14 protein-coding genes are annotated in these 13840 nt (G+C 40.8%); 7 read left to right on the top strand and 7 right to left on the bottom strand.

Features of this window, described 5'->3' with window-relative positions:
* Positions 1-29: 29 nt before the first annotated feature.
* Together C1642_RS06570 and C1642_RS06575 are read left to right on the top strand one after the other, a co-directional pair.
* Complete coding sequence (locus tag C1642_RS06570; RefSeq protein ID WP_103236092.1) at positions 30-1097, top strand: hypothetical protein; 1068 nt, start codon at positions 30-32, stop codon at positions 1095-1097.
* Positions 1097-1420, top strand: a complete 324-nt coding sequence (locus tag C1642_RS06575; RefSeq protein WP_000442585.1) for an RnfH family protein — start codon at positions 1097-1099, stop codon at positions 1418-1420. The genes C1642_RS06570 and C1642_RS06575 overlap by 1 nt, the downstream gene beginning before the upstream one ends.
* Before the next feature lie 54 nt (positions 1421-1474).
* Here the strand turns inward: C1642_RS06575 and C1642_RS06580 are convergent, their stop codons facing one another.
* Complete coding sequence (locus C1642_RS06580) at positions 1475-1873, bottom strand: outer membrane protein assembly factor BamE (RefSeq protein WP_001170993.1); 399 nt, start codon at positions 1871-1873, stop codon at positions 1475-1477.
* 111 nt (positions 1874-1984) lie between these two features.
* On the opposite strand from C1642_RS06580, the gene fur reads away from it, so the two are divergent.
* Entirely contained in the window at positions 1985-2422 is a 438-nt protein-coding gene (fur, locus tag C1642_RS06585; RefSeq protein WP_001122847.1) for a ferric iron uptake transcriptional regulator, read from the top strand.
* A 69-nt stretch (positions 2423-2491) separates the two neighbouring features.
* Here the strand turns inward: fur and C1642_RS06590 are convergent, their stop codons facing one another.
* Together C1642_RS06590 and C1642_RS06595 are read right to left on the bottom strand one after the other, a co-directional pair.
* Positions 2492-3610 carry a PilT/PilU family type 4a pilus ATPase gene (locus C1642_RS06590; protein ID WP_103236093.1) on the bottom strand — a complete coding sequence of 373 codons (1119 nt, stop codon included), beginning with the start codon at positions 3608-3610 and terminating at the stop codon, positions 2492-2494.
* A gap of 27 nt (positions 3611-3637) precedes the next feature.
* Positions 3638-4630, bottom strand: coding sequence for a type IV pilus twitching motility protein PilT (locus tag C1642_RS06595; RefSeq protein WP_103236094.1), 993 nt, complete (start codon positions 4628-4630; stop codon positions 3638-3640).
* A 126-nt stretch (positions 4631-4756) separates the two neighbouring features.
* Here C1642_RS06595 and C1642_RS06600 point away from each other — a divergent pair, with 126 nt between their 5' ends.
* On the top strand, positions 4757-5449 hold the full coding sequence (locus C1642_RS06600) for a YggS family pyridoxal phosphate-dependent enzyme (RefSeq protein WP_103236095.1): 693 nt from the start codon (positions 4757-4759) through the stop codon (positions 5447-5449).
* A gap of 200 nt (positions 5450-5649) precedes the next feature.
* Here C1642_RS06600 and C1642_RS06605 read toward each other — a convergent pair whose 3' ends face one another.
* Together C1642_RS06605 and C1642_RS06610 are read right to left on the bottom strand one after the other, a co-directional pair.
* The gene (locus C1642_RS06605; RefSeq protein ID WP_103236096.1) at positions 5650-9246 is read right to left on the bottom strand and encodes an AAA family ATPase; all 3597 of its coding nucleotides are present in this window, start codon (positions 9244-9246) and stop codon (positions 5650-5652) included.
* A 9-nt stretch (positions 9247-9255) separates the two neighbouring features.
* On the bottom strand, positions 9256-10524 hold the full coding sequence (locus C1642_RS06610) for an exonuclease SbcCD subunit D (protein ID WP_031959194.1): 1269 nt from the start codon (positions 10522-10524) through the stop codon (positions 9256-9258).
* A 163-nt stretch (positions 10525-10687) separates the two neighbouring features.
* On the opposite strand from C1642_RS06610, the gene C1642_RS06615 reads away from it, so the two are divergent.
* Positions 10688-11161 (top strand): OsmC family protein, encoded by a 474-nt coding sequence (locus C1642_RS06615; protein ID WP_000974355.1) that lies wholly within the window; start codon positions 10688-10690, stop codon positions 11159-11161.
* Between the two features lie 67 nt (positions 11162-11228).
* Here the strand turns inward: C1642_RS06615 and C1642_RS06620 are convergent, their stop codons facing one another.
* Positions 11229-11606, bottom strand: a complete 378-nt coding sequence (locus C1642_RS06620) for a VOC family protein (RefSeq protein ID WP_001059437.1) — start codon at positions 11604-11606, stop codon at positions 11229-11231.
* A 380-nt stretch (positions 11607-11986) separates the two neighbouring features.
* Here C1642_RS06620 and C1642_RS06625 point away from each other — a divergent pair, with 380 nt between their 5' ends.
* Together C1642_RS06625 and C1642_RS06630 are read left to right on the top strand one after the other, a co-directional pair.
* Positions 11987-12439, top strand: coding sequence for an ABZJ_00895 family protein (locus tag C1642_RS06625; RefSeq protein WP_000164152.1), 453 nt, complete (start codon positions 11987-11989; stop codon positions 12437-12439).
* 88 nt (positions 12440-12527) lie between these two features.
* Entirely contained in the window at positions 12528-13433 is a 906-nt protein-coding gene (locus C1642_RS06630; RefSeq protein WP_001039352.1) for a TIGR01777 family oxidoreductase, read from the top strand.
* Here the strand turns inward: C1642_RS06630 and C1642_RS06635 are convergent.
* On the bottom strand, positions 13425-13840 hold a 416-nt coding region (locus C1642_RS06635), incomplete at its 5' end, for an NAD(P)/FAD-dependent oxidoreductase (RefSeq protein WP_146035316.1). The two genes, C1642_RS06630 and C1642_RS06635, sit on opposite strands and share 9 nt — an antisense overlap.

Genomic DNA, 13840 nt, shown 5'->3' on the forward strand with positions numbered 1-13840 from the left:
TCAAGGAATGCATAATGCAGGACATACCTATGTCACGATGGTTATCGCCTCTTATGGCGTTTTGCTTATCTTTTGTCATCATGGCCACTTTGGCACCAACCATGGGAATCCAGATTGATCGTCAAATCGATTTCTGGTTATTGTGGTTTGGCACTATGTTGTTATTGGCATTACCAGTTTGTTATTTGGAAATTGCTTTAGCAAAACGATCAAAAACAACCGCTTTAAATGCGTTATCGAGTTTAACTCGTGAAGCTGATAGTTCCCCTAAATGGCGTGTGGTTGGCTGGCTTGCTGTTGTTTTTATTCCTTTCTTAGCGGGTAACGTTCTAAGTACTGCAAGCAATATATTAGTTGCGCAGTTTGCCCCAAGCATTTCCGGTCAAATTATTTTTGCAGGCCTTGCAGTTGCTGCCTTGGTATTATCTTTTATTCCACGCCAAATACTCATTTTATTAATGACCTTAGGAGTAATCGCTTCTATTGTGTTGGCAAATACGATGGGCTCGACTTTACAGCCTTGGCATTGGACCAGTGTTGAGTTTAAGGAGTGGGGTAATGCAACTGTACTTGCACTTGTCGCGAGCGGGTTAGGTTTAGGGCTTTACTGGCAAAATAGTGTAGGTGCTGTTCAGGCGCAAGAAGGCGCAACAAAAACTGTTCTTCCAATTTGGTTAGCTCAGCTCATTGCTGTGGTTGCTTTTGGCTTTTTCTCGCTTCAGGCTCAATTACCCGTTTTAACGTGGATATTTACCGGAGTAATGACATCCGCGTTATTTGTGCAGTTGGCTAGAGAACAACTTGCTCAGCGACAGCTTATGTCTGTTTTACAATGGGTGATTATTGTTGTAGCAATTGCAGTTTGGGCGGTGCCGGAAGTTCATAATTTATTCACGCTTATTCTTATGCTGTGGGGCTTACTTATTTGCTTAATCTATGCAGTTTTTGCAGGTTGGATTATGAAAATTAGCCACTTACGTAAATCGATGAATTTTAGCAATGAGCTTTTTTATAACTTGTGGCGTATTGCTGTACGTATCGTATTGCCGCTTTCAATTATTGTGGCAATGATTGCTGTAATTGGACAAAGTATCTAATGGAACGTACACAACAAGTTTGGGTCGCTTTTGCGGTACCGGAACAACAGTTTTTAATTTCTGTTCCATTTGAAGAGGGAATGACTGCTGCACAGGCAGTTCAAGCAAGTGGTTTATCAAATCAAGTTGATTTGCCTGAACCACTTCAGCTCGGCATTTTTGGAGTAAAAGTAGAAACTGATGCGGTATTACACGCGGGTGATCGAGTTGAGGTTTATCGACCATTAACGATTAATCCAAAAGATATTCGCCGGAAACGTGCTGCGAAAAACCCTGTAGGCAGATACATTAAAGGCAATCGCTTTAAGCAATCAGCTCAATAAGCAAAACCCCTCAAGTATTTCACTAGAGGGGTTTCTTTTTATTAGAAAAAACGATTATAGTGGTGGGGCAGTTAAAATTGCTTCTTTGGAAGCAGGTAAACCAGGTTGCGATTCTGGAATAGTCTCTAAACCTTCAATTTTAGTTACGGTTCCAGTTTCATCAAAGTAAATTTTTAAATGCTGACCATGTGCTGCGGGGATTTTCGCTTTTTTAGCATATGTTCCCGGGATATAGTTGTAGATATAGTCCCAACGTTGTGGATTGAGGGGATCAGTCACTGTTGGGCTACCAAGCAAAAAGCGCACTTGCTGGAAATTCATGCCGACCTGTACTTGAGAGGCTTGAGCTTTAGTCAATGGAGTCCCTTGAGGAATATCAACCTTATATACACCAAAGATTGAACAACCAGCTAGGAGTGAAGTGACGAATAACGTCAGCACGAGTTTTTGCATTTTGCTACACTATCCCAATAAATTATGATGCATTTGATCAAAGGATAGATCATACTTCATCTAAATTCTATTGCCTATTCCAACTTGAGATTTGTTGAGAGACCTTTTTTCATGCCTATTTCCAATCAAGATTTGCGCAAAGCTGGACTTAAAGTTACCCTTCCACGAATTAAGATTTTGGAATTATTAGAAAATTCAAAACAACATCATCTTAGCGCCGAAGATATTTACAAAACTTTGTTAGAGCAAGGGGAAGATGTCGGACTTGCAACAGTTTACCGTGTGTTAACACAATTTGAAGCTGCGGGTATTATTCAACGTCATCATTTTGAAAATAACCATTCTGTTTTCGAAATCATGCAAGAAGATCATCACGATCACTTAGTATGCCAAAACTGTAACAAAGTCATTGAATTTACTAATGATGTTATCGAGAAAGAACAGCATTCTGTAGCAGAACAACATGGGTTTACCTTAACGGGTCACTCATTAAATCTCTATGGTTACTGTAATGAACCTGAATGTCAGGAAGCATTGCGCAAGAAATAATCGTTTTCACATAAAGAAAACAAATAAAAAAGGAAGGTTACGTTTAACCTTCCTTTTTTTATGAAGAAATTACTGGCGGTCAAAAGTTAAATGCTGTTTCCCGTCTGATAATTGATCAGGACCTTCATTTGCAAGTTTAATGGTTAAACGTAAATCGTTCGGTGAGTCAGCATGTTTAAGTGCATCTTTGTAGGTAATTTGACCAGCTTTATATAAATCAAATAAAGCTTGGTCAAAGGTCTGCATACCAAGTTCACGTGAGCGTTTCATCAAATCTTTAATTTCATGAATTTCACCTTTACGGATGTAGTCTGAAATTAATGGTGAGTTAATTAAAATCTCAATTGCTGCACGGCGTGAATTACCATCTGGTGTTGGAATGAGCTGCTGCGCAATCATTGCCTTTAAGTTAAGTGACAAGTCCATATAAAGCTGACTATGACGGTCACTTTCAAAAAAGTGAATAATACGGTCGAGCGCTTGGTTGGCGTTGTTAGCGTGCATGGTAGCTAATACAAGATGGCCTGTTTCAGCAAAGCCAATCGCGTAGTCCATGACTTCACGAGAACGGATCTCACCAATTAAGATCACATCCGGCGCTTGTCGTAGTGTATTTTTCAAGGCAATTTCAAATGAGTCGGTATCGATCCCGACTTCACGCTGAGTAATGATGCAACCTGCATGTTCGTGAATAAACTCAATCGGGTCTTCAATGGTAATGATATGGCCCTTAGAGTTATGGTTACGATGGCTGATCATTGAAGCCAATGAAGTGGATTTACCTGTACCTGTCGCGCCTACGAAAATAATAATGCCGCGTTTGGTCATCGATAAATCTTTAAGTACAGGCGGTAACTGCAAGTCATCAATTGAAGGAATCTTGGTTTCAATACGACGTAGTACCATGCCTGGCATGTCGCGCTGCTGAAAAGCACTGACACGAAAACGCGCCGTTTTTTCACGGTTCATAATGGCAAAGTTACATTCACGAGTGTCTGCAAATTCTTTGCGTTGTTTTTCACTCATGATGGAATGTAACAGTTGACCAATCACTTCCCCAGAAAGACTATTTTTTGAAATTGGAACAATTTGCCCGTTAATCTTCATAGAAGGCGCAACGCCATCTGTAATAAAAAGATCCGATGATTTTTTTTCAACCATCAGGTTGAGCAAGTCATTAAAATCCATAATTATATTCTCGCTATTTTGTTATTTTTATAGGAAGGATTCAGGCTGTTTTGCCGCAGTACGTGCGGTTTGTGGACTAATCACACCGCGAGCGACTAAGCCTTTTAAACTTTGGTCGAGTGTGGTCATGCCATGATTGGCACCAGTTTGAATGGCTGAGTACATTTGCGCGACTTTGTTTTCACGAATTAAGTTACGAATAGCCGGAATACCAATCATGATCTCATGTGCCGCGACACGGCCACCACCATTCTTTTTAAGCAGGGTTTGTGAAATAACCGCTTGTAAAGATTCTGACAGCATGGCACGAACCATGTCTTTTTCTTCGGCAGGGAATACGTCAATCACACGGTCAATGGTTTTTGCTGCCGACGTGGTGTGGAGTGTACCAAACACCAAGTGACCTGTTTCGGCAGCGGTTAATGCTAAACGAATGGTTTCAAGGTCACGCATCTCACCGACTAAAATAATATCTGGGTCTTCACGCAGTGCTGAGCGAAGTGCTTCATTAAAGCCGTGTGTGTCACGATGCACTTCACGCTGGTTAATGAGACATTTCTTAGACTGGTGTACAAATTCGATTGGGTCTTCGACCGTTAAAATATGGTCATAGCGGTTTTCGTTAATATAATCGAGCATCGCTGCAAGCGTAGTTGATTTACCCGAACCTGTTGGCCCCGTCACCAGTACAATGCCGCGAGGATAGTCGCAAATATCTTTAAAGATTTGTCCTAGACCTAGATCTTCCATGGTGAGGACTTTAGACGGAATGGTACGAAATACTGCACCATTAGGTACTTCAAAAGAAAAGTCAGTTTCGAGTTTTTCTTCATAGTCACGGCGCTGTTTATCATTCATGATGTCGTAGACCAAACGGTGGACATCTTTATGTTCTAGAGCTGGTAAGTTAATACGACGAACTTCACCGTCAACACGAATCATTGGTGGCATGCCAGCAGAAAGATGTAAATCGGACGCGCCATTTTTCACAGAGAAGGCGAGTAGCTCTGTAATATCCATAATTTCCCCAAGTAAATCAAAATATGTCATTATTTTGTAGAATAATATACGGCTTTCACCGAGGCTTACCAACACCTCGCTTTATGTGAAAAGCAAAAAAGTTTTTTGAAAATGAGAACCTTGTCAATGAATTACCTGCAAGATGCGCGACAGCACGTATTACAGCAAATCAGAACAGCTTGTGAACTTGCTCAGCGTGCGCCTGAAACTGTGCAACTTTTAGCCGTATCGAAAACTCATCCGAGTGAAAGATTGCGTGAAATGTATGCAGCAGGGCAAAGGGCATTCGGCGAAAATTATTTGCAAGAAGCTTTAGATAAAATTGATGCTTTACAGGATTTGGATATTGAATGGCATTTCATTGGTCATGTTCAGCGGAATAAAACTAAGCATTTGGCCGAGCAGTTTGATTGGGTTCATGGGGTAGATCGTTTAATTATTGCAGAACGCCTATCTAACCAACGTGGTGATGACCAAGCTGCGCTTAATATTTGTTTGCAAGTCAATATTGATGGGCAAGACAGTAAGGATGGTTGTGCACCGGAAGATGTTGCTGAGTTGGTTGCTCAAATGAGTCAACTACCGAAAATCAAGTTACGTGGTTTAATGGTGATTCCGGCACCTGACAATACAGCTGCTTTTGTAGATGCCAAAAAATTATTTGATGCGGTAAAAGTCCAACATGCTCACCCAGAAGACTGGGATACATTGAGTATGGGAATGTCGAGTGATTTAGAAGCCGCAATTGCCGCTGGTTCAACCATGGTACGTGTAGGCACAGCTTTATTTGGGGCTAGAGACTATTCGCAAAAAGGCTGATGTAAGCGATTTCTTACAGAAATTGCGGCCTTTTGCGGCTATGGCAGACCATGCTTTTTTTGTACTATGAATTCATCAGGAAACAGGATGTTTCTAAGAATAACAATAAAAAGTCATGAATGGATGCAGACAGGTACGACAGGAGTCATACCAACGCAGAATCTAAAAAAGCCCCGACAGGATGTCGGGGCTTTTTAGTTTTAACCCACTATTTCAATGGTACTTGCACCAGCGCCAAGTGGTTTCACTTGAATTTGTACAGGAATGCGTTCATGCATTTCTTGAATGTGTGAGATGAGAATGACCTGACGTCCCTGATTTTGCAGTTGGTCTAAAGCATTCATGACCATGTGCAAAGATGAGGCATCTAAAGTACCAAAACCTTCATCAATAAACAGTGATTCAATTTTCATTGAACCCGATGCCATATTGGCAATCGCTAAAGACAAGGCAAGGGCAGTTAAGAACGACTCACCGCCAGATAAAGAGGCAACTGAGCGGGTTTCTCCATCCATGTCGTGGTCAATAATGGCAAGACTTAAGGACTGATCAAGACGTTTTAGCGTATAACGCTGAGAAAGCATCGCCAGTTGTTGGTTGGCATGTTCAACTAAAATATCTAGGTGATATTGCTGAGCGTAGTCACGGAACTCTTTACCTTTGGCATCACCAATCAAGCCTGAAATTTTGCTCCAGCGATGTTCTTCTTGTTGAATGTTTTGAATTTGTTCAGCGTATTTTTGCTGTTTGGCAAGGTTTTGCTGATGTAATTCAAGCTTCAGCTTTAGTCCATCACGCACTTCAAGCTGAGCTTTGAGCTTTGCAATATTGTCTTGAATGAGGGTAACGAGCTTTTCGTATTCAATATCTGGCTGAGTTTGTAAGTGCTCGCTTAATTGCTCTTGCATCGTTTTAAGGGCAGAAGAGGCTTCACTTAATAAACGCTCGGCATGATTAAGACGGTTACGAATATCTTGCTCTTGAGCTGAATTAATCTGTATGAGTGCTGTAAGATCAGATGCCTGAAAATCAGTATGGGCTTTTAACCAGTTTTGAATTTGCCCATCAAGCTGCTGTTGATGTTGTTCTGTGTGTTGATACTGATGTTTAAGTTGATCGAGCGCCTGTTTTTGCTGCTCAAAGTGTTGTCTGGTTTGTTCGAAACGCTGTTTAGCCTCATGATACGCCGTTTGTTGGTGCTGACGTTTAGCGTCATGCTCAATTAACCATTCATGCGGCTTAATATCCGAACGGCCCGTCATTTGCTGAATGAGCGATACCGCTTTTTCATTATTTTGTTGGCCTTTAAGCGTAATCTCTTGGAGATTTTGATCGATCTCATCAATTTGCTTGGTCATTTGCTCAAGGCTAGCAGACAGCATTTTAAGTTCTTGCTGCTGTTGTTCAAAACGCTGTGAAAGCTGTTCTTGTTGTTCAAGTTGCTTAGCACGTGCATCAAGAATAGCCCAAGTCTGCTTAGCTGTTTGGCTACTTGCTTGCTGCCATGCGTGCTGTTCGGTTTCCGATAAACACTCGACAATATGTTGAACTTGTTGTTGCCATTGCTGTGCTGTATTAAGCAAACTTTCATTACGCTGAATAGTTTGAACAAGCTGATTGTGTTGTTTAATGGCTTGGGTTAAACGCACATTTTCTGAGTCAAATAAACTTATGGCAGTTTGTGTCGCTTGTCTCAGCTCATTAAGTGTTTGTAAGATTTGTTCAGGAGCTTGATTAAGCTCAATGTGTAATTGATTGAGGTTAAACGCTTGCTTAAGCTCTTGCTGCAAGCTTGATTGTTTTGTTTGAAGTTGAGCTAGATATTTCTGAACTTGTTCAAGCTCGGCACGACATTGGGTAAGTGCATGTTGCTGGGTTTGCCATACATTAAACTTAGTTTGCTCGAGTGCAACAGCTTGGTGCTCTTGCTGTTGCTGTAAATCGAATAAGGCCTTAGAAACTGCACTGTCATCAATACGGTAAGGGTGGTGGGTACTTCCACAGACTAAACACGCTTCACCTTCTTTAAGATTGGCCCGTAACTGTTCAATATTTTCGGTGTGTAGTAAACGTTGCTGTTGCAGGATGTGCTGTAACTTTTCACGTTCAGTTTTTGCTGTTTGGTAGTCTTGTTCAGCTAACTGGCAAACGGTTTTAAGTTGCTCTTCTTGCGCGGAGGCTTGAGTATGTTTTTCGGTGAATTGCTGAAGCTCAGCATATAGCTCATGATAAATTTTTATTTTCTGTTGAATCAGATCTAACTGCGTGACTTGAGCAAGTTTCTGATCTTTATCTTTACGCTGTTGTTCAAGCTTTAACTCAATCTGTTCAACGGTGCCTAGTGAAACTGTGAGTTGTTCGAGTTCACTTTTAGCTTCCGATAGCTTTTGGCGAGCAAGGGTAGGGTTACCGAGCTGTTCTTCAATTGCTTGGTAATTTTGAATAAATTGCCCAAGTTGATGAAGATGCGCTGAAAGGCCCTTATCTAATACAGCATATTGCTGAGTCTGGATCAGCTGCTGTTGTAGATGAATTTTGTTCTGCTCAAGCTGTGCAATATGCTGTTGTACCGCGTTTTGCTGCTGTTGTAGTGGGCTTAGGTTTTGCTCAAGTACCTGTCTTTTTTCTTTGCACTTTTTATATTCATCGGCAATAAAAGCGCGTTCTTGAATGGACTGTCGAACTTGATTTAAAGCATGTTGATGCTGTTGCTCAAAATCGAGTGTTTGTTTGAGCTGTTGTTCTGCAAGTTGATATTGTTTTTGTCCCGTTTCAAAAATTTGTACCAACTCATTAAACTTGGTTTGAGCTTGCTGAATTTGCGGCTCAAGTTGTTGTAGGGTCTGTAAATTTTGAGCTTGCTGAAAAACTTGTGGGCGTATTTCAGAGAAAACTTCAAGACGTTTTAATTGCTCACGTTCACTAGCCAGTTGTTGATGGTGATTTTGCTGGGTTTGAAACTGTTGTTGTTTAGCTTGTACTTCTTGCTCAAGTTTTGCTTTACGTTCAAACCATTGTTGCTGTTTGTCTAAGACATGTTTTTGCTGTTCTAACTGTTGATAGTTTTGTTCGGCTTGCTGGTATTGCTCGGTAAATGTAGCAATCTCTTCATCAGACAAAATTTCAATATGACCTAAAAACTCTTCCAGCTGTTTACGCTGCTTTGCAATATCGGCTGTTTTACGAAAAGCCAGTTCACCGATTTTGGCGAAAATGCTGGAGTTGGTCAGGTACTCAAGTAATTCACCACGTTCGCTGTCTCGAGCTTTTAAAAATGCAGTGACTTCTGACTGCGCAAGTAATACGGCACGAGTAAACTGCTCAAATGAAAGCTGGGTAATTTGCTTAACTTTTTCATCAACCGCTTTGGCTTTATCGGCAAGTACTACACCATCGGTCAAGCATTTTAAGTGGCGCTGTACACTTTGTAATTTACCATTTGGGTTTTCACGTGCACGTTTAATTTCCCAACGAGCCAAATAACGTTTTTGATCTTGCGCAATAAAACAAAGCTCAGCAAAACCATGTCCTGTACCACGGCGTAAAACAGTTAAAGGCGAATTGGTCAGTAACTCGGAACCATCAACATCTTTTAACTTACCATCACTGTCTTTAAGGCGAGGAACCCGATTAAACAAAGCCAGACACATCGCATCTAGAATAGTCGATTTACCTGCGCCAGTTTTCCCCACAATTGCAATGAGACCTGCATGGGCCAGAGGTTCGCTTTCAAAGTCAATAAAATGTTCATCAGCAAGCGATGCCAGATTTTTTATTCGAATGGATAAAATTTTCATGGCATATCCTTAATGGCTTGCATCATTTTCAAGATGTTTTTGTGCTTCTTGTACCAGACTCAGAAAATCTTTTAAGACCGCATCATCGGCGCTGTAACCTTGTTTTTCCCAGATATTTTGAAAGAGCTTTTCTGGTGTTGGCGGTTCAAGTGCAATGTGCTGGGTAGTATTTGAATTAGTCGTGTCTTTATTTACATATTGACGTGAAATACGCACTAAACGATAGCGGTCAGGTGGTAGAGCTGCTTCAAACTGCTGACGTAAATTCGGCTGTGGCGGCGTTAAACTATAATATTCAATATCGACATATTCACGGTGGTCAATATTTTCAATCACGCCGTGAGGCAAGGCTTTGAGTTGTTGCAGTACCTCGTTTAGCTCACCACGAATGCGGTGCAATTGTATGCAGCGCGGAATTTCCACAGCTTCAAATTGCAAACGGTTGTCCGTATCTTGAGAAGGGTCAATTTTGACCTCAACCACTTGGTGTTTATAGTTAATTTCACTAAAAGAAAGTGGAATGGGTGAGCCGCTATAACGAATGTGCGGCTGGCCTACTTTTTGTGGTTTATGTAAGTGCCCTAAAGCGACATAGTCGACAGCATCTTCAAACAATGTCGTTGAAAGCGCCTCTTCATTACCAATAATAATAGGGCGTTCAGAGTCGGATGTTTCCCCACCTTGCATATGGGCATGCGACATCAAGATAAGCGCTTGGTCTGGTGTCTTACGACGTTTGGCTTCGGCAATAAGCTGCTGGTGCAAATAGGCAATCGCATTTTTGCTATTGGTGGTATGTTCGTTAAAGCCCGTAATTTCGGCTGAGCGTAAAAAAGGCAGGGCAAGGCACCACGCCACAATATCTTGATTTTGATTATAAATAGGTAAAAGTAGTCGATCGAGATCTAGGGTTTTATCTTCATTCCAGCGAACTACACCTACGGTTTTTGCATTGTATTTTTCTAAAAGCGGTTCAACCTGTTCAATACGGTAGCCTGAGTCATGGTTACCCGCAATCATGAGTGTTTGCATGTGCGGTGCAATACGATGGGCATCTGCTAAAAATTGGTAGAGTTGTTTTTGTGCTTGTGAACCCGGGTTAATAACATCAAAAATATCGCCAGCAATAAGCAGGGCATGCGGTTGTTTTTCTTGAATTTGAGTGAGCAACCAGCTTAAAAATTGTTGGTGTTCGTAGTATCGTGAATGATTATAAAAAAACTGCCCCAAATGCCAGTCAGAAGTATGTAGAAAATGTACGGACATAGAAACAGACATCAAGCCAAAATAAACACAGATACGTTAGCATAAATTGGCAGGAGATTTTATCAAGACATTTTAAAGTGCTTGTTATTTAAGCCAGCAATGAAATCTGAATTATTTTGTCTCCTTAAGCTCTGCTTTGTTACTATCAGGTCAAACCATGAACTTTGAGAACAAAATGGCTATTCATAAATACGAAGTAAAAATACAGTGGGAAGGCAATACTGGTACAGGCACTTCCTCTTATCGTTCATATAAACGCGACTTTAGTATTCAGCATCCTCAAAAGACGACTATTCAAGGTTCATCAGACCCTGCCTATTTAGGTGATGTGACCAGATGGAACCCAGAAGATTTATTGGTTGCGTCAGCTTCTGCTTGTCATAAACTTTGGTATTTACACCTTTGTGCAGTCAATCATATTCACGTTGTGAGTTATGTCGATCATGCACTTGGTTTTATGGAAGATACAGATCCGGTCAAACGTGGTCACTTTACCCAAATTATTTTAAGGCCCGAGGTTGTTTTAGAAAAAGGTGCTGACCAAGAGCTTGCAGCAAAACTACATGAAGAAGCACATCACGAATGTATGATTGCCAATTCGGTAAATTTTCCAATTACATGTGAAGCCAGCTTTAGCTTTGCTGAATAATTCATATGAAATAGCCACCGATAAAAGCGGTGGCTATAAATTAAAATAAATAGGCTAAATAAAATCTTTAAGCTGCATTTTCATCGACTTGAAAAATACCAAAAACGTTGTGGTCTAAATCGACAAAGTAACCATGCCAAGCGCGGCCCGGAATAGCGAATTTATCCATTGCCACAATGCCACCTTGCGCTAAAATTTTTGCAGCCACTTCATCGAAGTTTTCCACCTGAACCGAACAAGTAAATGCATTGGTGCCATATTCCATTGGCGGTGTTTGAGCAGGGCGTTTTAAGAGTCCTCCCATAATTGAAGGTGTCTCTATGCGGTAATATTCAATCGGTAAGCTTTCATCGAGTTTAAATTGCCAACCAAACACAGCTTGATAAAACTGCGCATCGCGGGCAGGGTTTGAAGACTGGATTTCAAAATAGGCAATATTGTTCATATTATTTAAATCATATTTTTATGGTGTAAAAAGTATACGCATAGCCTTTATAGCCACGAAAGCACTATTGTGTATGGTGAGCGTAAAATAAATGAAAGTACTAGAAAATAAAAACCGACGATTCGAGTGATGAGAGAATCGTCGGTCAAAAACTTCATCAAGGGTTTCGGCTGCTAACAAAACCTAATCCGAAGGAAGAAAGAGTCGTAATGAAAGGTCACCGAAACAATTTTGCGGATGCCGTGCAAAGGAAGTATTCGGTTGCTGCGACCTTGTTACCCTATATAACGTTAAGAGATCAGGATTGGTTGACAGAAAAATGAAAAAAAATCGAAAAAAATTTATAATTATTTTTTTGAACCCATAAATTAGGCAAAAATATGACCAAATTACGTTCTTACTTTCTCTGGTTTTTTGCTTTATGCATCGTGCTAACCTTAATTGTCGGTGTGATTGCAGCACTATTACCAGCGAGTGTAGGCGGTATTTTAACAGCCGTTCCATATTTAGGCGCAATGATTTTTGTCTTATTTAGATTTTTAAAGAAAGAACGCCGTGCACCGACAGTACCAGAAAAAAAGAAATTTACTTTAGGTTTTACTCTCATATTTTGGGGCTATAACTTGTGTGGTGTTTTATTTGGTCTGTTTTTATTTTCAAGAAAAGACCCTGAGATTTTGCAAAACTTTATGCTTTACCTCAAACAGCCTCAGTTCTTAAGCATTATGGTCATTATGCTTTTAATGTTAGCTATTCCGCTTTATTTAATTACCTATTGGTTTTATGGCAAACAAGCCCAGCGCATGGCAAACAAAATGTTTAATGCGTCATAACTCACCACAAAAACTGATACGATTAGATCGTTATTAAATTTTATAACTATATCAATTAAAAACTGCTGTCCTCGGTTTTGGAGGAAATATGAATAAGAATGTATTAATCACAGGTGCCAGTGGCTTTATTGGAACGCATTTAATTAGGTGCCTGCTACAAAAAAATTATAACGTGGTTGCTGTGACACGGCAGGCTGGAAAGAAATCTGACCATCCTGCCTTGCAGTGGGTACAAAAGTTCGAAGATATTTCGACCCGTCAAATTGATTATGTGGTGAATTTGGCCGGTGCAAATATTGGTGAGAAACGCTGGACTGAGTCACGTAAAAAACAACTCATTGAAAGCCGTGTAAATACGACCCAAAAACTGTATGCATGGCTCAAGCAATCTCAAATTTTTCCTGAAGTGATTGTCTCTGGTTCTGCAATTGGTTATTACGGTATAGATGCTCAAGAAAAGTGGACAGAGGTGTGCACTGAACAAAGCTCGCCACAGCCCATTTTCATGTCTCAGCTTTGCCAAGAGTGGGAACGCGCAGCGTTAGCAGACGCTCAGCAAAACACTAAAATTATTCGCTTAGGCGTAGTGTTTGGGCAGGGCGGTGGCATTTTGCCTAAAATGTTGCTTCCTATTCGACTCAATTTAATCGGTCAAATTGGTCACGGACGTCAGCCTGTAGTATGGGTACATATTGAAGACGTATTAAACGCAATTGAGTTTATATTCAAGCATCCTCAATCTGCTCAAATTCACAATGTGGTGGCACCAGAAAATGTGACCCAAAAGGTATTTGTTGAACAAGCTGCCAAAGTTTTGAATAAGAAACCAATGTTGTCGGCGCCTAGTACAGTTTTTCGCTGTTTGTTAGGAGAGCAGTCGCAATTGATCTTAAATGGGCAATACGTCAAACCCGCAGCCTTACAAGCAGAAGGATTTGAGTTTGCTTATCCTCAATTAAAAATGGCTTTAGAGAATATACTCGCCTCAGGCTAAGATTTTATTTTGCAAACGCTCTGGTGAATATGCTTTGGCATCAACTAAGGTCGGTTGACCGAGCATAAGCTGACGGAGCAATTGCGCAGAACCTGAGCCCATACACAAACCATTTCTAAAATGACCAAAGTTTGCCCAGAGGTTGCCCATTTCAGGCATTTTGCCAATATAGGGAACACCATTTGGTGAACTTGGTCTGAGACCTGCCCAGCGATGTACGATCGGGAAATCGGCCAGTTCAGGTACCATTTCTAAACATGCTTCCAAAATATTGTGCTGGGTGGTTTCGTCAGTAGACGTGTCAAAACCACGATGTGCCATGCTTGACCCGCACACAATATGACCGTCCATACGTGGAATCAAATACATGACTCGATTCATACACATGGTCGGTAGCCAGTGAGCAG

The organism is Acinetobacter sp. AKBS16, assembly GCF_002899995.1.
Taxonomy (GTDB): Bacteria; Pseudomonadota; Gammaproteobacteria; order Pseudomonadales; family Moraxellaceae; genus Acinetobacter; species Acinetobacter baumannii.

Coding starts and splice junctions, on each gene's coding strand:
- C1642_RS06615 (WP_000974355.1), top strand. CDS start 10,688: ATGGCTATTCATAAATACGAAGTAAAAATACAGTGGGAAGGCAATACT.
- C1642_RS06600 (WP_103236095.1), top strand. CDS start 4,757: ATGAATTACCTGCAAGATGCGCGACAGCACGTATTACAGCAAATCAGA.
- C1642_RS06605 (WP_103236096.1), bottom strand. CDS start 9,246: ATGAAAATTTTATCCATTCGAATAAAAAATCTGGCATCGCTTGCTGAT.
- C1642_RS06625 (WP_000164152.1), top strand. CDS start 11,987: ATGACCAAATTACGTTCTTACTTTCTCTGGTTTTTTGCTTTATGCATC.
- fur (WP_001122847.1), top strand. CDS start 1,985: ATGCCTATTTCCAATCAAGATTTGCGCAAAGCTGGACTTAAAGTTACC.
- C1642_RS06595 (WP_103236094.1), bottom strand. CDS start 4,630: ATGGATATTACAGAGCTACTCGCCTTCTCTGTGAAAAATGGCGCGTCC.
- C1642_RS06575 (WP_000442585.1), top strand. CDS start 1,097: ATGGAACGTACACAACAAGTTTGGGTCGCTTTTGCGGTACCGGAACAA.
- C1642_RS06580 (WP_001170993.1), bottom strand. CDS start 1,873: ATGCAAAAACTCGTGCTGACGTTATTCGTCACTTCACTCCTAGCTGGT.
- C1642_RS06610 (WP_031959194.1), bottom strand. CDS start 10,524: ATGTCTGTTTCTATGTCCGTACATTTTCTACATACTTCTGACTGGCAT.
- C1642_RS06570 (WP_103236092.1), top strand. CDS start 30: ATGTCACGATGGTTATCGCCTCTTATGGCGTTTTGCTTATCTTTTGTC.
- C1642_RS06620 (WP_001059437.1), bottom strand. CDS start 11,606: ATGAACAATATTGCCTATTTTGAAATCCAGTCTTCAAACCCTGCCCGC.
- C1642_RS06630 (WP_001039352.1), top strand. CDS start 12,528: ATGAATAAGAATGTATTAATCACAGGTGCCAGTGGCTTTATTGGAACG.
- C1642_RS06590 (WP_103236093.1), bottom strand. CDS start 3,610: ATGGATTTTAATGACTTGCTCAACCTGATGGTTGAAAAAAAATCATCG.